At 60.9% G+C, this 19,793-nt stretch carries 18 protein-coding genes; all 18 read right to left on the minus strand.

Annotation, left to right across the window (positions count from 1 at the left end; all coding sequences use genetic code 11):
• Positions 1-3: 3 nt before the first annotated feature.
• Positions 4-1,035, minus strand: a complete 1,032-nt coding sequence (locus tag GTO91_RS10535; protein WP_161258678.1) for a rod shape-determining protein — start codon at positions 1,033-1,035, stop codon at positions 4-6.
• Between the two features lie 38 nt (positions 1,036-1,073).
• Positions 1,074-1,763, minus strand: a complete 690-nt coding sequence (gene radC / locus GTO91_RS10540; RefSeq protein ID WP_328793781.1) for a RadC family protein — start codon at positions 1,761-1,763, stop codon at positions 1,074-1,076.
• Between the two features lie 47 nt (positions 1,764-1,810).
• Positions 1,811-2,425, minus strand: coding sequence for a Maf family protein (locus GTO91_RS10545; RefSeq protein ID WP_328793783.1), 615 nt, complete (start codon positions 2,423-2,425; stop codon positions 1,811-1,813).
• A 24-nt stretch (positions 2,426-2,449) separates the two neighbouring features.
• Positions 2,450-2,707 (minus strand): DUF4321 domain-containing protein, encoded by a 258-nt coding sequence (locus GTO91_RS18660; protein ID WP_161258680.1) that lies wholly within the window; start codon positions 2,705-2,707, stop codon positions 2,450-2,452.
• A gap of 217 nt (positions 2,708-2,924) precedes the next feature.
• Positions 2,925-4,025: a hypothetical protein gene (locus tag GTO91_RS10555; RefSeq protein WP_161258681.1), complete on the minus strand. Its 1,101-nt coding sequence runs from the start codon at positions 4,023-4,025 to the stop codon at positions 2,925-2,927.
• Positions 4,022-5,854 (minus strand): cobalamin B12-binding domain-containing protein, encoded by a 1,833-nt coding sequence (locus GTO91_RS10560; protein ID WP_161258682.1) that lies wholly within the window; start codon positions 5,852-5,854, stop codon positions 4,022-4,024. Before GTO91_RS10560 ends, GTO91_RS10555 begins: the two co-directional genes overlap by 4 nt.
• Positions 5,855-5,859: 5 nt before the next feature.
• Positions 5,860-6,108, minus strand: a complete 249-nt coding sequence (locus tag GTO91_RS10565; protein WP_161258683.1) for a hypothetical protein — start codon at positions 6,106-6,108, stop codon at positions 5,860-5,862.
• 261 nt (positions 6,109-6,369) lie between these two features.
• The gene (locus GTO91_RS10570) at positions 6,370-7,785 is read right to left on the minus strand and encodes a hypothetical protein (RefSeq protein ID WP_328793782.1); all 1,416 of its coding nucleotides are present in this window, start codon (positions 7,783-7,785) and stop codon (positions 6,370-6,372) included.
• Entirely contained in the window at positions 7,760-9,046 is a 1,287-nt protein-coding gene (locus tag GTO91_RS10575; protein ID WP_161258684.1) for an FAD-dependent oxidoreductase, read from the minus strand. Before GTO91_RS10575 ends, GTO91_RS10570 begins: the two co-directional genes overlap by 26 nt.
• Positions 9,047-9,125: 79 nt before the next feature.
• Positions 9,126-10,592 (minus strand): PLP-dependent aminotransferase family protein, encoded by a 1,467-nt coding sequence (locus GTO91_RS10580; protein ID WP_161258685.1) that lies wholly within the window; start codon positions 10,590-10,592, stop codon positions 9,126-9,128.
• A gap of 33 nt (positions 10,593-10,625) precedes the next feature.
• On the minus strand, positions 10,626-11,081 hold the full coding sequence (locus tag GTO91_RS10585; protein WP_161258686.1) for a RidA family protein: 456 nt from the start codon (positions 11,079-11,081) through the stop codon (positions 10,626-10,628).
• A 133-nt stretch (positions 11,082-11,214) separates the two neighbouring features.
• The gene (locus GTO91_RS10590; protein WP_161258687.1) at positions 11,215-11,649 is read right to left on the minus strand and encodes a DUF6917 domain-containing protein; all 435 of its coding nucleotides are present in this window, start codon (positions 11,647-11,649) and stop codon (positions 11,215-11,217) included.
• Between the two features lie 236 nt (positions 11,650-11,885).
• Positions 11,886-12,521 carry a redox-sensing transcriptional repressor Rex gene (locus GTO91_RS10595; RefSeq protein ID WP_161258688.1) on the minus strand — a complete coding sequence of 212 codons (636 nt, stop codon included), beginning with the start codon at positions 12,519-12,521 and terminating at the stop codon, positions 11,886-11,888.
• 16 nt (positions 12,522-12,537) lie between these two features.
• Positions 12,538-13,536, minus strand: coding sequence for an inorganic phosphate transporter (locus GTO91_RS10600; RefSeq protein ID WP_161258689.1), 999 nt, complete (start codon positions 13,534-13,536; stop codon positions 12,538-12,540).
• Positions 13,529-14,158 carry a DUF47 domain-containing protein gene (locus tag GTO91_RS10605; protein WP_161258690.1) on the minus strand — a complete coding sequence of 210 codons (630 nt, stop codon included), beginning with the start codon at positions 14,156-14,158 and terminating at the stop codon, positions 13,529-13,531. Before GTO91_RS10605 ends, GTO91_RS10600 begins: the two co-directional genes overlap by 8 nt.
• A gap of 114 nt (positions 14,159-14,272) precedes the next feature.
• Positions 14,273-15,655 carry a bifunctional folylpolyglutamate synthase/dihydrofolate synthase gene (locus tag GTO91_RS10610; RefSeq protein WP_161258691.1) on the minus strand — a complete coding sequence of 461 codons (1,383 nt, stop codon included), beginning with the start codon at positions 15,653-15,655 and terminating at the stop codon, positions 14,273-14,275.
• Positions 15,655-18,339 (minus strand): valine--tRNA ligase, encoded by a 2,685-nt coding sequence (locus tag GTO91_RS10615; protein WP_161258692.1) that lies wholly within the window; start codon positions 18,337-18,339, stop codon positions 15,655-15,657. The genes GTO91_RS10610 and GTO91_RS10615 overlap by 1 nt, the downstream gene beginning before the upstream one ends.
• 412 nt (positions 18,340-18,751) lie before the next feature.
• Positions 18,752-19,729, minus strand: a complete 978-nt coding sequence (meaB, locus tag GTO91_RS10620; RefSeq protein ID WP_161258693.1) for a methylmalonyl Co-A mutase-associated GTPase MeaB — start codon at positions 19,727-19,729, stop codon at positions 18,752-18,754.
• Between the last annotated feature and the right edge of the window lie 64 nt (positions 19,730-19,793).

A 19,793-nucleotide genomic window follows, 5' to 3' on the forward strand; every position in this document is an offset into this window, starting at 1 on the left:
GGCCTAGTTGAGCCGCTTCTGCGGGATCAGGACGCGCTTGAGGGCGGGGATATTCTCCAGGACGCGACCGGTGCCAAGGGCGACGGCGGAAAGAGGCTCGTCGGCCAGGTACACGGGCATGCCGGTCTGGAGGCTGACGAGGCGGTCCAGTCCGCGCAGGAGGGATCCGCCGCCGGCCATGACGATGCCGTGTTCCATCAGGTCGGCCGCCAGTTCGGGCGGCGTTTTCTCCAGGCAGACCTTGATGGCGTCGATGATGGCGGCCACCGGCTCGGAGAGTGCCTTCTGGATCTCCTCGGCTGTGACGGTGACCGTTTTGGGCAGGCCGGAGACGAGGTCGCGGCCGCGCACATCGATGGCCTCCAGCAGTTCTTCGGCACGGTCCAGGTAAGCCGAACCGAGGCGGATCTTGATCTCCTCGGACGTGCGCTCCCCGATGGCCAGGTTGTACTGGCGCTTGATATAGGCGGCGATGGCTTCGTCCATCTCATCGCCGGCGATGCGGATCGATTTGGAGGTGACGATGCCGCCGAGGGAGATGACGGCCACCTCTGTCGTGCCGCCGCCGATGTCAACGATCATGTTGCCTGTCGGTTCATGAACAGGCAGCCCGGCGCCGATGGCGGCAGCCATGGGCTCTTCGATCAGGTAGGCCTCTCTGGCGCCGGCTTGCAAGGCCGCTTCCTTGACGGCGCGCTCCTCCACGGCGGTGACGCCGCAAGGGACGCAGACGACGACGCGGACGCGGGAGAACAGGCCGGTGCTGGAGCCAAGGGCCTTGCGGATGAAGTAGCGGAGCATGGACATGGTGATGTCGAAATCGGCGATGACGCCGTCTTTCATCGGACGGATGGCGGTGATGTTGCCGGGAGTCCGGCCGATCATCTGCTTGGCCTCCTCCCCCACAGCCATGACAGAGCCGCTGTCGCGCTGGATGGCGACGACGGAAGGCTCCCGCAGGATGATCCCGCGTCCTTTCATATGCACGAGGGTGTTGGCGGTGCCGAGGTCAATGCCCAGATCTTTTGTAAACATATTCCTATCTCCTTACCGGATCAGACGTATCCATGTTCTTAGACATATCCGAGTTCTTTGAGGCTGCTGTAGCGGTTGTCGCCGATGATGACATGGTCAAGGATCTCGATCCCCAAGATTCTTCCTGCTTCAACGATTCGCCGCGTAATCTCGCGATCCTCCCGCGACGGTGTCGGATCTCCGCTGGGATGGTTATGTATGAGCACAACCGCAGCGGCGCTCTTGCGGATCAGCACTTTGAACAGTTCCCGCGGATGGACGATCGATGACGACAGGCTGCCCACAGAGATATCCTCAATGCTGAGGACCTGGTTCTTCGTGTTTAGGGCGATGGCGCGAAAGACCTCTCGATCTAAAAACCGCATGTCTTCCATCACCAAGCGACTGGCGTCCTCGGGCGACCGGATGGCGGGACGCGATTCCGGCGCCGTCGAGGCGATGCGACGCCCCAGTTCCACCGCTGCCTTCACCTGGGCCGCTTTGGCGGCGCCCAAACCTTTAAGGGCGCTCAATTCGTCGGCTGTAGCCTCAGCGAGAAAACGCAGGCCCCCCTGGCGGAGGATGCGGTGGGCCATGTCGATGGCCGTCTCCCGGGTTGTTCCGGTCCGCAGCAGAATGGCCAACAGTTCAGCGTTGGTCAATGCCTGCGGACCTGCCGACAGGAGGCGCTCACGGGGGCGCAGGTCCTCCGGCAGGTCTTTGATGGTCAAATGATAGTTGTCACTCACGGCCAAGCCCCCTCTGTGATGGGGAACCGGCTATCATTGTGCGGCTGCTAGGCAGGAGATGCGGTGCGGCTGTTCCCTTCAGTTGCGAGTTGCATCAGGGAAATCCCCCACGGGCGAAGCAACTTGTCCAACCGGACGAGCGGCAAACCGACGACGTTGAAGTAGTCTCCCTCCAGACGTTCCACCAGCAAGGCGGCCAACCCCTGGATGCCGTAAGCGCCGGCTTTATCGAGGCAGTCGCCAGTGGAGACATAGCGGTTGATGTCCTCTTCCGAAAGTTCGCGGAAATAGACCAGTGTCTCCTCATAGCCGCTCGTTTCATGGACGATGCGACCGTTTTCAACATGAAACAGGGCCAGTCCCGTGATCACCCGGTGGGATCGGCCGGAGAGGCGGCGGAGCATCTCCCGGGCTTGATCCGGTGATTTCGGTTTGCCGAGCACATCCTCGTCGATGACGACAATGGTGTCGGCGCCCAGGATGATCCCGTCAGACAGGCGTTCACAGACGGAATGGGCCTTGCCGCGGGACAGCGCCAGCGCTTGCGCCTCCGGCGCCAGGCCGTCGACCCCTTCTTCAGAAAAATCGCTGGGCAGGACCGAAAAGCGGATGCCCAGGTCGGAAAGCAACTGGCGACGACGAGGCGACGCCGATGCCAGCACGAGGTTCAAAAGAATCCCTCCAGGCTAGAATCGCCGGTAAAGAAAAATGCCGGCGAGCATCCCCACGGCCCCGGCCAGGTTGAGCTTGATGTTAAGGCCGAGGGTGAAACTGAATGACACGAGGTTGATGTGAGCCGGGCCGAGTTCCACGTCCTTGCTCAACTTCATGACAGGGACGACAGGGCTCAAGGCCTCCCCGATCAAGCTGCCAATGATGGCGCCGACGATCATGAACAGGACCAGCATGCCGATTTGACCGGCGCCGACACGAATCCCCTTCACAGCCCGTACCCCCTGTGCAATAAAAAAGGAAAGCCGGGAACACCCCCGGTATTCCCAGGTAACTCGGAAATTATTCGTCAGATACCATGAAAATCCTGCTCCCCATACTTTTTTCAGCTTTTTCTCATGGGCGGAAGGCGGCGGTTGTCAGTGTTCGGCTTTTCCGCCTAATCAACGAAAAACACTCACTCGAATCCACTCGTTTCAATAGCATCGACTAAAAACCAATCGCCTTCCGCCACAACGCCAACGCCCCCTCCCGCTTCACATCCAGCACAGGAACCTTCAGCCTCCGCCCCAATCGCCCCTCCAGCACCCCGCCGGGCAGGTAACGTGGCTGGTAGGTCTGGCTCTCAGCGTCGTATTCCGGGTAGAAGGGGTTCACCGTAACGGCCAGGAGAGGGATGGATCGCCGCAAAACCGGCGTTAATCCCGATTCACGCAATTGCCGCAGCATCAGGTCGGTTTCACCGGGGTTGTCGCTGAGCAACAAGGTGACGGGGTCGCGAAAAAAGATCCGCCATCCCCTCAATCGGGGGCCTGCCGTCGAGAGCATGGAACGAATGGCGGCGGTGGTCACCAGTCGCGACAGGGCGAGCAGGCCCTCGGTGGGGTTGTTTGTCTCACCGTCCGTTACACTAGCGAGAAAAGCAAGGATCTGCCCCCCGAGATCGCGACCGTCCTCGACCGTCAGCATCTGGGCATCGGCCAAAGGCATCTTGCGCCACTGCCCGTTGCGCCGGCAGGCGACGCCGCCGCCATCGGCAAAGACGGCTGTGCTGCCTTGGGGCAGCCGGAAAATCTGGGCGATGCTCTCCGTTTCGGCCGTCAGCCGCCCGGGATCAGCATGACGGGCGGCGCCGGTGGCCAAGATCACCCCGTCTGTTTCAACCATAGGCGCAATCCGGTTGAGTGCGCCGTCAACCATGAGCAGGTCGGGGCGATAGCAGGCGAGACGGCCTTTCACCCGGCCCACCTCGACGGCCTTATTCGGTCCGGCGACGACGACGAGTCCGGGCGATAGGACCTCGCCGATGATGATGGCGCCGAGGGCGCTGGGGATGTTCGTGTCCTCCAGGATGCGGATATCGGCGGTCGACGGCGGCAGGCATTTACGGGCTGTGGCGACAAGGGTTCCCGGTTCCAGGGCCAGCCGCGGCTTCGGGAGGCCGGTGATGTTGTCCAATTCCTCTCCGTCATAGCCGATGGAGGTCACGGCAACACGCCGCCGCCGCCGGTAGGCCTCTCTGAGCAGAGCCGAAGCGGTCGTCGTCTTGCCAGTGTTCTTTGCTGTTCCGGCGATGCCGACCGTCTTCATTCTTCGGTGACGGTTCCCCGTCCGCCCCGACCCGGATAAGCCCCTTCTTCCTTGCTGCCCAGCAGACCTGTATACATGGCCTCGGGGAATGAGGGCGCTGCAGCCACCGCTTTTAACACCGTCTCGATCTTCTCGACGATCTCCGTCGCCCACTGGTTGGCTTTTTTCGTCGGCTCAACGCGGCCCTCGCCGAAGAAGCGGAAACCCTCGGCAACGGCCCGCAACGTGTCGACGCGAGAGGCGGCGACGATGGGACCGCCGGAATAGGCCTCGTCGGAGGAAGCGATGGACACGGCGTCCACGTTTAACGAGGCTGCCAGGGCGGCGTGCAGGGAGGTGGTCATAGAGGATTGCACCCGGTCCTCTGTCTGGGTCAAAAAGCCGATGGGCGCCCCCGGCCAGATGGGCGCGTCGATGATCGCCCGCAAGGCCTCGATCTTGGCGGCGTTGAAATCGATGTAGTTGTCGCGCATCTGGCCGCTCACCATCACCTCTGGGCTGAAGGCGAAGAGCGGTTGCAGCATGGGCCGGCCGCCCAGGCGGCGGGCCAGGGCAGCCACGATCAGCATGCCGGCAAAGGCCTTGTGGGCGGGAACGCCGGCCAACTCCTCGTTGGTGACCACGTCAAAGGGGAGGTTGTACTTGACGGCCATGCGGATGGCTTCCACCCCATCGACCGTCAGACGGGCTGGATCGGTGCCGGCGGCCAAGGCGCCGTAGGCGATGTTGATCTTGGTCAGGTCGGCGCCGAGCTTGCCGGCCAAGACGACCGTCTCCGGCGTGTTCAGCCCCCGGTGGGCGCGCACCTGCCAAAGGGTCGACGCCTCCAGGGCGGCCTTGATCCAGGAAAGGTTTTCGGGGGTGATGACAGAGCCGTCTTCCTGGTGGGTTAAAAAGTCGCCGATGAAACCCTCCGTGCGAGCGCCCCAGGAAGGGTCGAAGTGGACGACGCCGTCAGCCCCCCAGGCTTCGCAGACCTTGATATGGGCGATGTCCATAAAAGGACAGCCGGTGCCGTACTGAATGAAGACCTTGGGCTGGCCCTCCCGGTGCTGCAAACGGCGGACCGTCATGCCTTTTTCGACTGATGTCAGGTAGTCTTCCAGGCGGGCGATCTCTTCCTTACTCTGGCGGCGCGTTTTCGGATGCACCTCTCCCTTGCGGTAAAAGGCTTCAGCCACAGGGTCGCAGAGCGCCGCATAGGCGTCATTGAAGTTGCCGTCGAGCTTGCCCTGCCGCCAGGTCTCCACATCCCAGGCCTCATCGCGCAGTCGCGCCCGTTTGATCCCCGGGGAGGTCTTCCCCTCGGCCCAGGCCAAAATACCGTCGACAATCCCTTCCAGCAGTTTTGCGATGGCCGGGTGTCGGTATTCGTAACCGTAGCGGGCGGTGAGATCGGCTTTTTCTTTGCGGATCCCCGCCGCGTCCGGCTTGTAGGGCCGGCCTTCGATGTAGGCCACTACCTCGTCGACTGATGTGCCGGGGCCGAAACCGGCGTCAAAGCCGAGTTCTGCCGCCAGTTCCGGTCGAATGGCCATGCCGCCAACGACCAAGGTCGTCCTGTCGCGCAATCCCGCTGCGTCGGTCAGATCGACGAAGCGCGCCAGGAGTTCGGCCACGCCGTAGCCGAGGGTGCGGCTGACGAGCACCTGATCGGGGCTCTCCCGGCTGATGATGCTGACGATCTCCTCAGGCGGCAGATCGGGCGGCAGCAGCATCGTCTGGTGTCCGGCCTCATCAAGGCCGCGGCGGATCATTTTCAGCCCGATGTCATGGACGGGGTCAAGAGGCACCAACAGCACTTTTTTCCGTTCCAGGCAGTTCGCCATCGCCCTCACCCCTTCCCTTCCCGGTCGGCATTGCGGACCCAGGCGTAGTCCTGGCCTGGACGGTAGATGTAGGCCCGCGCCCGGACGCGCGCCCCTGGCCCGGCAAACTGGATGAACACCAGATCGACGTCTTGAAAGCCCAGTGTCTTCATCAGGCGGATGGCCATCTCCTTCCCCTCGTCCTCGCTTGAACAGATGAGGAAGGTCTCCAGGTCGAGGGCATCGAGCACCTGGGATAGAACCCCTTGCGCCAATTGTCTTCCTCCTTGCAAAGGTTCCTGCGCGGAACCTGTCCTGCCATTTGGGATTATTTTCTCCCCAATGGCGAATTTTATTTTCCCACGACTGCAAGGGTCAAAAATCGCAGAAAACGGTGATGACCTGTCAGGTCGCAAGCGAAGATGAAACCGACTTTTCATAATAAAAGCGGTTGACGAGGTGGTTAACCTCTCAACCGCTTCACGCTGCTCTCATGAACGAAGGTGACGCAGGGGCCGAGTCGCCTCATCTGGCGTTTACATCAGCAGGATGGCGACGATCGTCGTGACGGCCAGCCCCGAGATGACGGGGATGAAGTTGCGGCGGGCCAGTTCGATCGGGTTGACGCCGGCGATGGCCGCCACCGGGATCAGCCCCCAGGGGATGATGGTGCCGCCGCCGGTCCACACGCCGGCGATCTGGCCCAAGGCGGCCAACGTGGCCACATTCAGGTCAGGAAGGGCAGTGCCGAAGGTGGCTGCGATGGAACCGACCAAAGGCAATGGCGAGAATCCGGAACCGTCAAGGCCGACGATCATGCCTGCCGCCAGTTCAATCACGGCCACAGCCGCTTTGTTCAGCGGAACGGCGTTGGACAGAGCGAGACCGACATCTTCCAGGAATCCAGGCGCCCCCTTGCCGAGGATCTGCTGGGATAGTTCGCCTTTGCCGAGGAAGAAAAATCCGCCGATGATGATCACGGGGGCGAAGATCTTGATCCCGAACATGAACCCGTCCCGGACAAAATCGGTGATCTTTTCCAATGACTCTACGCCATACTTCAGCACCGATCCAAGGGCCAGCAGCAGCGCCGCTGTCCCGCCGACAAGGGCAGTCGCATCGCCGCCTTTAAGGTCATAGGTGAGCATCGCCCAGACATCGGCGATGAAGGCGATAGGAACGAGGAAGGCAAAGACATAGGATAGCGCCGTGATTTCCGACTTCTGGTTTTTATTCTCGTACTGTTGCCGCTCTTTATCATGGGCTGCCCGGTTGGCCGCAATGTCCCGCCGGACGAGGATAAAGGCGATGATCGAGGTGACCAGGCCCATAACCACCACCAGCGGTATGGAAGCGGAGACCACGTCTCCCGATGTCAGCCCTGCCGCCTTGGCCGTAATCGTCGGGGCGCCCTGGATCACATAGTCGCTGGACAGAGCGATCCCGTGGCCGAAGATATTCATGGCCATGGCCGCCCCCATGGCCGGCAATCCAGCCCGGACGGCGATCGGCAGCATGATGCCGCCGATCAGGGCCACTGCGGGGGAAGGCCAGACGAACCAGGATACGATCAGCATGGCAAAACCGAGGATCCAGAAGGCCACGTCGGCGTTGATCATTAACTTGGCCGCCGGCCGCATGATCAGGTAGTCGGCGCCCAGTTCGGTGAGCACCTTGGACATGGCCACGATCAGCGAGATGACCACGATGATCCCGAGAAACTCGATGCCGGCGACGACGAGGGCGTTAAAAACCGCCTGGATAGCGCCGCCCAATCCGCCGGTGTACATCCAGCCAATGTGCAGGATGCCGAGGATGCAGGGGATCAGGGGGTCTCGGCGCAAACCCATGACCACGATGACCACCAGCACATAGAAGAGAAAGATCCAGTGGAGCGTTGTGAGGGTAACCAGCGGCGACCACCTCCTAAGAGACCGGTCGTTCCATGACACCGGTCAAGCCGGCCGCTTCCACCCGCTGCCGGATGGCGTTGACATCGGTCGAATAGAGCCCTTGCTCCTTCATCCGTTGGAAATAGACGGAGCCGGAGAAGGTGTACTTTTTCGTCAGCCCCTCCTCGGTCTGCATCTGCTCGTTCACATGAGCGATGGCGTCACCGACAGCGAGGGAACGCGGCAGTTCGAGGAGCTGTTTTTGCAGAGCGAGGCGGACGGCGTTATGGCCGGCCAGGGCGCCCGTGACGATGGCTTCGGTGTGCCCCACCAGGAGGCCCGCCTTTTCGCCGGCGCAAAAGAGGTTCTCCGCATCGCCTTTGACTTTGAGGGTGTTGTCGCGGGGGCACATGCCCACGTAGCGCATGGAGTTGCCGATCCCGCCGGAGTAGGGGTCTTCAAAGCGGGCGTTCTCGAATCCGGGGATGTGGCGGAGCTTGTCTAAAGGATAGTAGGGCGACATGAGCTTGGCGTGGCCCGTGTCGAGGAGGATGATGTTTTCGGCGAACTCCTTGAGAGCGTACTGCTGGCAGGCTTTCTGGGAAAGGGCATCCTCCTTGCGCAGTTCCTGGGGGATGGGGACGACGGCGACACCTGTTTTGTTCAGGGTGTCTACGATGTCGTCGCGGATGGAATCTTTGTGCAACTTACAGGAGCCGGACATGGCGCCGAAACTGCCGTCGGCCTTTTTGCCGACAACCTCTTTAACGCCTGCTTTGCCGGCAATGGAGACGCGCCCGCCAAAGGTGGGACAGCGGTAGATGCACATGACACAGCCGTTGCCATACTTGCCGCAGTTGCCCTGAGGGCCCGCCGTGCCGCTGGCATCGACGAAAACATCTCCGGTGATCTCATCGGTCTCATCGATCACGACGCCGGTGATGCGCGATCCCTGCATGGTGATGTCCCGCACCCGGGCCAGGGTGCGAAAGTGGATGTTGGGGAATTTGGAGAGACGCTGGCGCACCGCAGGCTCCACCTTGGCCACGTCATAGAGGCTGGCGTGCTTGTGACCCGGGAACTCGATGTTCTTGTGCCGGGAGACCTCATCGGTGACCTCGAAGAGATCGCCGCCGCCCATGGCCAACATTTCCTCGGTGGCGGTGAATCGTCCGTTGTTGCGCATGATCCCGCCGACGAGGCCAGTGCCCAAAAACATGTCCGTACGTTCGAGCAAGGCCACTTCAGCGCCGGCTTTGGCCGCCGCAATCGCAGCAGCACAGCCGGCCCAGCCGCCTCCGACGACGACTACCTTCGGCATGCTGGCGCCACCTCCCTTTTCTCGCCGGTGTTCTTGTTGCCATTTTTTTCCATAATAGTTGTTTCTCTGCCGGTGTTCATCAGATCATGCCGGCGTAGCGGGCGGTGATCTCCATCAGGCGGACGAGGGCGCGGACGGCGAAGCGCATGTTCTCTTCGATGATCTGGCCGTCTTCATCTGTGGTGCCCAGGCCGGGCGAGATGTAGACGTTGGCGTCATAGGCGATGGTCGGGATGACGCCCATCTGGGCCAGACCGCTCTGCAGGATGTTGCTCCCGGCGTACATGTCTTCGATAGCGAAGATGGGAAGGCCGAGACCGCCCTCTTTCCAGGTGCCTTCGTAGTTGACCTCGACAGCCTGGGAGTTGTAGGACTTGCTGATCTTGAGGCCTTTTTTGATGTTCGGGTGGATCTTGTCGAACTCGTCGTTGACGATCCGCTCCAGGTCGTCGACAGGCTTGGTGAGGATCTCCGGCTTGTCCCGCAACACCCGCAACGTTTGCACTTGGCTGAGCAGGGCCTCTTTGCCGGGGTCGAAGGTGACATAGGCCGCTTTGCCGTAGGAGGCTGTCGTCCCCCAGCGGTCGCCGTGCATGCCCATGGCCCGGCGGATATGGGTCATCACGTCCTCACGGCCGATAACCAGGCCTGAGGTGGCGGCGCCGGAGGCTTTGTCCATGGCATAGGTGATCACATCGGCATTGACCTTGCGGGGGTCGGTGCCGACGAAGGGGATGCCCCAGGCGTTGTCGATCAGGTAGGGCACGTTGTACTCATGGGCCAGTTCGCCGATGCGCTTCATCAGAAGGGGCGCGCCGTCCTCATCCTTGGCGCCGTAGCCGTAGCCGGGGGTGTCATAGCCGAGAGAAGCGAAGCCAGTCAAGAAGGGGGCATGCACCTCAGCGGCCAGGGCCATCTGTTCGATCGATGCCTCGGGGTCGACCTCAGTGAGCAGCGGGACGGGATGGGCTTTGATGCCGTGGACAGGATATTGGGCGCCGACGAGCGGCACGATGACTGTGTCGAAGTTGTTCTGCCGCTTGCCGTAGAAGCCGAGTTCGCCGGCGGTAGTGCCGCGATCGGCGTAGATGTCCTTATACTTGGGCGGGAAGGGCCGGCCATAGGCGGCCTGGTGGTGCATGTGCTTTTCATAGGGGCAGATGTAGCGGGCGCGGTAGTTGTCGCCGCGGCCAAGGTTGGGCGGCGTCATCAGGGTGTCAAAGCAGAGCCAGAGGGCTGCCTCACAGGTGCTCGTCGGCACCGGTTCCCACTCGTCGCCGTAGACATCCTTGACGATCTCCCGCAGTTCGTCGACGAGCTTGGCCAGCGGGATGACTTCTTTGCCTCCCTTTTCGGTCGCCTCGGCGATGTCGCGGCGCAGGGGCGCCGGGCAGCCCGAGATGGCGCCGGTGAGGCCGAACTTGCCGCGCAGATTGGGCGGGATGCCGATCTCATCGGCCGCTTTCTTGGCTTCGGCGTAGATCTGAGGGATGCTGGCCTGGAGGTGGCGGTACAGTTGGTATTTGTATTTGAGGGTTGTCGTCAAATCAGGGTCCTCCTTGTCTTACGTAGCGTTGGCTCAAACCTGGACGATCATCTCGACTTCCACAGCGGCGTCGAGGGGCAGTTCGTTCACCCCGACGGCGGAGCGGGCGTGCTGTCCTTTGTCACCGAAGACTTGGCCCAGCAGTTCCGAAGCGCCGTTGATGACGCCGGGCTGGCCCTGAAAGCCGGGCGCGCTGTTGACGAAGCCGACCACCTTGACGATCTTTTTCACCTGGTTGAGATCGCCCACCTGCCCCTTGATCACGCCGAGGCAGTTTAGACAGCAGACTTTGGCCGCCTCATAGGCTTTTTCTGCCGTCAGGTCCTTGCCCACTTTGCCCTTGTATTTCAACTCGCCGTTGACAAAGGGGATCTGCCCTGACGTGTAGATGAAGTCACCAGCCTTGACGGAGGGCACGTAGGCGGCCACCGGCTTAGGCGCTTCCGGCAGCGTGAGCCCCAGCTCCTGCAGTTTCGCTTCTACGGACATCCCTTCACCTCCTGAATGTGCGAATGGCTTGAAACTCATCGCTAGTTTCACCGAGGCGGGGAAAATCATGTGCTTTTTCAGCGTTTGTCAGGACGGGAGTCTTCGGTCAACCGGGGACGTAATTCAAGGCTGTTCAATCGGGGCTTTTGATCAGCAGTTGCTGGCCGATCTCAGCGCCGATGGAGACGCCTGACTGTCGCTCGTCGGACTTGATGACGATGTTGATATGGTTAGGCATGTGGGTCTCGTCGAAACCGGCGATATGGCCGAGGAGTTTCCCTTTTAAAAAAACGGGATCGCCGGTGACGATGACGCCGCCTCCCTTGACCTCGAAAAAAGCGAGATAGGCGATGCGGTCGACCTGTTTTCCCGGTCCGGCATCCCTTTCGTCGGTGACGATGATCTCGTGGATCTCGTCCTCGGCCAGCGCGCGGGAGATCGGCTTGATGAGTTGCAGTCCACGGTTTTCCAACTTTCCTTCCAGGATCGCTACCAGTTCGCCGACGACATCCTTTTTCTTGGCGTAGGGGTGGACGCGGAGCATTCCTTTGGCGTATGGGTCGGACATTATTGTTTAATGCCCCCTTTTTTACTTCTGTTGCTGTGTAGTGTGGCGGGGAATAGGGTTTTTCATGAAACAACAGCAGGAAAATGAAAAGCCGCCTCCTTGTGAAGGCTCGTTGGCGGGCCATAATAAAAACCCTCGCCTATCCCGCAAAAATAAACGGAATAAACGAGGGTGCTTTTTCTCCTATAAGTACAGCAAAAAGCTAGAACGTTAGCAAAAAAGAAGCAATCACGACTTTACAATTTCCCCCGCGACCCAAGATTAAAGGTCAAAACCTCCAGATTCACTGACAGGTCCACGTTGCGCAGTTCAATCCTGGGCGGGAGGCTTAAGACACAGGGGGCGAAGTTCAAGAGGGCGTCTACGCCGGAGTTGACGAGGATATCAGCCACCTCTTGGGCTACGGTGGCCGGCACGGTGATGATGCCGATGCCCACCTGTTTCTCCTTGACCGTCTGTGCCAGTTCCTCGATGGGCTGCACGGCGATGTCGTCGTACTTCCTTCCGATCTTGGCCGGGTCGCTGTCAAAAATCCCGACCAGGTGGAAGCCGCGCTCCCCAAAACCCCTGTACATGGCGAGGGCGGAGCCAAGATGACCGGCGCCGACGATGACGACGCGCCATTCCCGGTTCAAACGGAGGATATTCAAAATGTGGTGTTGCAGTTCGTCGACATTGTAGCCGACGCCGCGTGTGCCGAATTCCCCGAAATAGGCCAGATCCTTGCGGACATGGGCGGGACTGACTCCCACCCCCTCGGCGATCTCTCCCGAAGAAATCATTTGCACGCCCCGCTCTTCCACCTGGCTCAGGTAGCGGGAATACATGGACAACCGGATGATTGTGGCTTCGGGGATTTTCAGGGTTTTCACGCCAAATCCCTTCTTTCTAGATACCGATTAACCGATGGATCGCTGCGTAGGACAAGGCCGCTACTGCGGCCGACGCCGGTATGGTAAAAATCCAGGCGGTCACGATACGCTTGGCTACGACCCAACGGACGGCGGAGACGCGTTTGGCCGAGCCTACCCCCATTATACACGAAGATACAACGTGTGTGGTACTGACAGGCATGCCAAAAAGCGAAGCGCCGTAAATCACCATAGAGGAACTGAGGTCGGCGGCAAAGCCGTTGATGGGCTCCAGTTTGACGATCCGTCCACCCATGGTGCGGATGATCTTCCAGCCGCCGACAGCCGTGCCAAGGGCCATGGCCAGGGCGCAGGCGAAGATAGTCCACTTTGGCACCTCAAAGGTGGCGATCATGCCGGTGCTGAAGAGGGCCATGGTGATGATGCCCATGGACTTCTGGGCATCGTTGGATCCATGGGAAAAGGCGGCCGCCGTCGCGGCCAGGATCTGCAGGCGCAGGTAGCGCTGGTTGACCCGGCCCGGCGTCCACTTGCGCGACAGCCACCAAAGCGCCGTCATGATGAAGAATCCGACGACAAGGCCGATAATCGGCGAGGCGAGGAGGATGAAGACGATCTTTTTAATGCCGGCCCACTTCAGATGGGTGACGCCTTGTCCAGCCACAACAGCGCCGATGACACCGCCGATCAATGCGTGGGAACTGGAAGAGGGAATACCGTAATACCAGGTGAGGAGGTTCCAGAAAATCGCCCCGACCAGCGCAGCCAGGATAACGGACAGTGTCACAGCCCCCGGGTCGGCGATGTCGGAACCGATGGTCTTGGCCACGGCGGTGCCGGAGAGGGCGCCCACAAAGTTCATTACCGCTGCCAGCATGATGGCGTTGCGCGGCGAGATGGCCCGCGTGGAGACCGACGTGGCGACGGCGTTGGCTGTGTCATGAAAGCCGTTGATATAATCGAAGGCGAGGGCCAAAAAGACGACGGCGAAGACGACAATTTCAATGTTAGGCATTCTTGAGGGCGACTCCTTTGACGATCTTGGCCACATGCTCGCAGTTGTCGATGGCGTCTTCGACCCGTTCCCAGATCTCTTTCCACTTGATCAGTTCGATGGGCTCGTTGAGTTCATTGAAGAGCTTGGCCATGCCGCGCCGGTAAATGCGGTCGCCGTCGCTCTCACACTGCTTGATCCTGGCGCAGGTTTCGATGATCTTTTCCTGCTCCTTGCGCATATTGCGCATCAGTTCAAAGGCGGAGACCAGCAGAAGCGTCGCCTCGGCCAGCACATCGACCAGGACGACCAGGTCTTCGGAGGGTTCGCCTGTCCGATAAAGATGCATGCGTTCGATGGTTCCGTGAATGTTATCGAGGATGTCATCCAGCCGGTTGCTCAAGGTGTAGATGTCTTCCCGATCGATGGGCGTGATGAAGGTGGAGTTGAGTTGGTCGGAGATGTTGGCGGTGATGTCGTCACCTTCATGTTCGACCTCGGTGATTTCGGCCATTTTGACCGACAGGAGCTGGTAATCCTTCATCAGCGATTGAAAGACAGCAGAGCCGCGATGCACGATGCGGGCACTTTGTTCCAGGAGCGTGAAGAACTTGTCTTCCCGGGGCTTCAATGACAGCAGCATGTTGTTTAAACCCTTCTTCCTGTTTTTTACGAAATGCTAACATCCATAACCGATTCTTTACGGGCACACCTCAACCATTATATCAGCAGAAAAAGAGATGGTGAAGCCACCATCTCATTTTTCGTCAAATCTTCGATTACATTCGTGGGAAAGGATCATTCCTCGCGCCTCTGCCACCATGTATAGGGAACCGGTGACGACGATCGGGGCTGGTCCTTCCCCATCCGCTTTTTCCGGGCCCTGTGTCAACAGCCAGGCCGTCTTCAATGCTTCGCCGATGTCGGGAACAACTGTAACGCGGTCACAACGGCGAGCCGCCAGGGACGCCAATGCCTGCCACTCGCCGGCGCGGGGGCTGTTGGGCCGTGTGACGACGATGGCATCGGCCAGGGGGGCCAGGATGTCGACGACCCGTTCCCGCTCTTTGTCGGCCAGCATGCCCAGGACGAAGACATGCTTCCCCGCTCCTTCCTCCCGGAGCGAAGCGGCCAAAGAGAGAGCGCCGGCCACATTGTGGGCGCCGTCGAGCAGGAAAGGGCCGATCCGCTCCAAACGACCGGGCCAGATAACCTGGCGAAGCCCCGCTTCCAGGTGATCGGGGCGCCAGTCAAACCCCTTTTCCTTTGCCGCTTCCAAGACAGCCACGGCAGTCGCCAGATTAACCTGCTGGTGTTTGCCGGACAAGGGCGGTGTAAAGGGACCATAGAAGCCGAGGCGGCCCTCGACAAGGATTCCCGCCCTCCCCCTCGCAGTTACGGGATACCATTTGACGGGAGTGGCGCTCGTCAGTCTCGGCCCCCGGCGAACGACCTGGATGATCGGCGCGCCAACGCTCCGCGCCTTCTCCAGGAGCACCGCCAGGACAGCGGCGTCGTCGCTGGCCGTCACCAGCGGGACACCTGCTTTGACAATCCCTGCTTTGACGGCGGCGATCTCCGGCAGCGTCGTCCCCAGGTAGTCCATGTGATCGAAGGAGACATTGGTGATGCAGGCGACGATGGGCGTCACCACGTTCGTCGAATCGATGGCCCCACCGAGGCCCACCTCCAGGACGACCACATCGACGGCTTGGCGGTCGAAATAGAGCAGCGACAGGGCCGTCCAGACTTCAAATTCAGTGGGATGCTCAAACCCACCGGCCACCATCGCCTCCAGGTGGGGCCGCAGCTCGGCGATCAGCGCCGCCATCGTCGCCTTCGGGATCGGTTGGCCGTTGATGCGGGTCCGCTCGGTGTAGCAATGCAGATGGGGCGACGTGAACAAACCCACGCGGTGGCCCGCGGCCTGCAGGACGGCGGCGGTCATCACGGAGGTGGAGCCCTTGCCGTTGGTGCCTCCGATATGGATGAAGGCAGGACGCTTCTTGCGGTGCGGGTCGCCGAGGCGGCGCAGCAGTTCGGTGATGCGGTCGAGGCCGAAGTTGAAGCCGAACTTGGTCAGGTCTTTTAAATAGGCCAGCGCGTCATCAAAAGCGGCATCCTGCGCCTTCCGATCCATCAGGTCCCCAACGATGTGAGGGTGCGCAGGCGTTCTTCCAGGGCGGCCTTTTTCCGCAACGCCTCCCCTTCCTTCTCGCGCTCCTTGGCGACCACCTCAGCTGGCGCTTTGGCGACGAAGCCAGCGTTGTTCAGCTTACTGCCAAGACGGCGGACTTCGTCTTCGACAGCCCGCAGTTCCTTGGTCAATCGGTCGATCTCCTTGGTCAGGTCGATGAGCCCTTTCAAAGGCAGGTAGATGGCTGTATCGCCAACGATGGCTGTCGCCGCCCCCTCCGGCTGCCCGTAGCCGGTCCCTTCGATTTCCACCTCGGAGGCGCTAGCCAGATTGATGATGTAGGCGGCGCCCCGAGCGAGGATCCGGCGGTGTTCCTCATTGCCACAAACCAGGATCACCTCGGCGCGCTTGCCCGGCGCCACGTTCATCTCCGCCCGGATGTTGCGGATGGCGCGGATGACATCCATGACGAGGGCCATCTCTTCCTCGGTGGAGGAGTTGATGCGCTCCGGCTCGGCTTCCGGCCAGGGGGCGACCATGATCGATTCGCCGTGGTGGGGCAGTTGCTGCCAGATCTCTTCCGTCAGGAAGGGCATGAAGGGATGAAGCAATTGCAAGGTGCCCCGCAGCACATGGGTGAGCACCTTCTGCGCCGTCTGGCGCGAAGCGGCGGCGTCGGCGACGCCCACTTCCTTGCCGTAGAGGCGCGGTTTGGCCAGTTCGATGTACCAGTCGCAGTACTCGTTCCAGAGGAATTCGTAGATCAGGCGGGCCGCCTCGCCCAGGTCGTACTGTTCCAGCGCCGTCGTCGTCTCGCCGATCAGGCGGTTGTAGCGCGAGAGGATCCAGCGGTCGGCCAGGGTCAGTTCACCCCAAGGCTGGTGGATCTCAAAGCCCTCCAGGTTCATCAGGACGAAGCGGGAGGCGTTCCAGATCTTGTTGGCGAAGTTACGGATCCCTTCCAGACGTTCAAAATGGAAGCGGATGTCATTGCCGGGCGTATTGCCGGTGACGAGCATGAAGCGCAGTGTGTCGGCGCCGTACTGGTCGATGATCTCGATGGGGTCGACGCCGTTGCCGAGGGATTTGGACATCTTGCGACCCTGGGCGTCCAGGATCAGGCCGTGGATGAAGACCTCCCGGAAGGGCACGTCGCCCATGAACTCCAGACCCATGAAGACCATGCGGGCCACCCAGAAGAAGATGATGTCCCGGCCGGTGACGAGGACCGACGTGGGGTAGTACTTGGCCAGTTCCGGCGTCTTTTCCGGCCAGCCGAGCGTCGAGAAGGGCCAGAGGCCGGAGGAGAACCAGGTGTCGAGCACATCGGGGTCCTGCTCAAAGTGGCTGGCGCCGCATTTCGGGCAAACCTCGGGAAGCTCCTCGGCGCGGCCGCAGTAGATGTAGTCGCAGTCGTCACAGTACCAGACGGGGATGCGGTGGCCCCACCAGAGCTGCCGCGAGATGCACCAGTCACGGATGTTTTCCAGCCAGCCCAGGTAGATCTTGGTGAACCGCTCCGGCACGAACTTGAGCCGGCCGTCCTTGACGACCTCCATGGCCGGTTCGGCCAGGGGCTTCATACGAACAAACCACTGGGGCGACACCATCGGTTCGACGACGGTGTCGCAGCGGTAGCACTGGCCGACAGCGTGGACATGGTCGTTCACCTTGACGAGATAGCCCTGGGCCTCCAGGTCCTTGACGATGCGCTTGCGGCATTCGTAGCGGTCCAATCCGGCGTAGGGGCCGGCTTCTTCATTCATGACCGCTTCCTTCGTCATGACGGTGATTTGGGGCAGGTTGTGCCGGAGGCCCACCTCGAAGTCGTTCGGGTCATGGGCGGGGGTGATCTTGACGACGCCGGTGCCGAAGGCGGGGTCCACATAGGCGTCGGCGATGACAGGGATGGCCCGGTTGAGGATGGGCAGCATGACCATCTTGCCGATCAGGTGCTTGTAGCGGTCGTCGTCAGGGTGAACGGCCACGGCGGTGTCGCCGAGCATCGTCTCGGGGCGGGTCGTCGCCACGACAACCTCACTGTCGCCGTCCTGGACGGGATAGCGGATGTGCCAGAGGTGGCCGCCGCGCTCCTCATGCTCCACCTCGATGTCGGAGATGGTTGTCTGGCACTTGGGGCACCAGTTGATGATCCGGTTGCCCCGGTAGATCAGCCCTTTTTCATAGAGGCGGATGAAGACCTCCTGGACCGCTTCGGAACAACCCTCATCCATGGTGAAACGCTCCCGCGTCCAGTCGCAGGAGGATCCCAGGGTGCGCAGTTGGGTCGTGATGCGTGTGCCGTACTGGTGCTTCCAGTCCCAGACCCGCTCCAGAAAAGCCTCCCGCCCCAGGTCATACTTGGAGACGCCTTCTTTTGCCAGGGCCTCTTCCACCTTTGCTTGGGTGGCGATGCCGGCATGGTCTGTGCCGGGGACCCAGAGCACGTTATAACCCTGCATCCGCTTGAAGCGGGAGAGGATGTCCTGAAGGGTGTTGTCCATGGCGTGGCCGAGGTGCAGGCTGCCCGTCACGTTCGGCGGGGGCATGACGATGGAAAAGGGTTTGCCGCCGCTCTTCACGTCGGCCGTAAAAAAGCCCTTCTCGTTCCACCACTCATACCGCTTGGATTCCACCTGTTTCGGATCGTAGGTTTTGGACAAACCGGAAGTTGTTGCTTCGCTCACTTGATTTCATTCCTCCCGTCATATTCCCATCGGTCCGCAGCGAATGCTTTCTCCGCTTTCCATTCCTTCCCGGGAAAATCTCCCCGGTAGTCAAAAATAAAAAGCACCCCGTCCGGCAAAGGACGGAGTGCTCCGCGGTACCACCTTTGTTCTTCCGGCCGCCGGTAAAGGCGGTCGAAAAAGCGCTCTTGGGGGACGATAACGGGTCCTGCCGGCCTCTCGGCACTCCGGGGCGACTTCCACCGCGCCACCCAGCGACCTTTCAGCCAGGGGATATTCTCCCCGGGTCGCCTCTCTGCAGGGTTTAAAACGGTGTACTCCTCCCCATCGTCGTTTTTCATCCGATGGATTTGCCCTTTATCTTAGGCACTTCGCCCTTATTTGTCAAGTTCGTCGACAATAGGGCTCTCATTTAGTCGGCTTGCGGCTGCCCGGATGCTAACCCGATGTCGAGCACCTGTTCCGCCGCCGTGTGCGGGTCGAGGGTGCGCTGGATCACCTCGTCGAGGATGCGATCCCACTCGCCTGTTTTTTCCACCTTATTCCGGATCAGGTCCTTGATGTGATGCTCGATCACTTCCCGCAATTCCAGCTTGATGCGCTGTTTGCGTTCGTCGGCGAGCTTGCCTGTCGTCTCCAGGTGATCGCGGTGCTTCTGGATGGCCGCCAGCAGTTGATCGATGCCGCTGTCGCGCATCGCCACCGTCCGGACAACGGGAGGACGCCACTGCTGGGCGGCGCCGGGGCGGGTGCGGGCGCCCAGATCGAGCATGACCTCGATCTCGGTGACAACACGATCGGCCCCTTCCAGGTCGGCCTTGTTGACGGCGAAGACATCGGCGATCTCCATGATGCCCGCCTTGATGGCCTGGATCGAGTCGCCGGCGCCGGGGGTGAGCACGACGACAGTCGTGTCGGCGGCCGTCATGATCTCGAGCTCGGACTGGCCGACGCCGACCGTTTCGACAAGGATGTAGTCGCAGCCGAAGACATCGAGGACCTTGAGCACCTCTTTCGTCGCCCGGGCTAGGCCGCCCAGGCTGCCCCGGGTGCCCATAGAGCGAATGAAGACATCCTTGTCCATGTAGTGCTCATTCATGCGGATGCGATCACCGAGGATCGCGCCGCCGGTAAAGGGGCTTGTCGGGTCGACGGCGACAACGCCGACCTTCTTGCCCTGCTTGCGCAGGCCGGAGATCAGGCGATCCGTCAGGCTCGATTTGCCGGCGCCGGGCGAACCGGTGATGCCGACGATGTAGGCCTTGCCTGTATGGGGATAGAGGGCTTTCAGCAGTTCCTGTTTCTCAGGGCCGCCGTTTTCCACGAGGGTGATCATCTTGGCCGCCACCCGTCGCTCACCGGCGAGCAGGGCGGGAATCTGGTCGATCATGGGTTCATGCACCACCTGTAATAATTTCGGCAAAAGGGGATCATATGTTGCCAGCTTTTCATCC

The sequence above is a fragment of the Heliomicrobium undosum genome (assembly GCF_009877425.1).
Classification (GTDB): Bacteria; Bacillota; Desulfitobacteriia; order Heliobacteriales; family Heliobacteriaceae; genus Heliomicrobium; species Heliomicrobium undosum.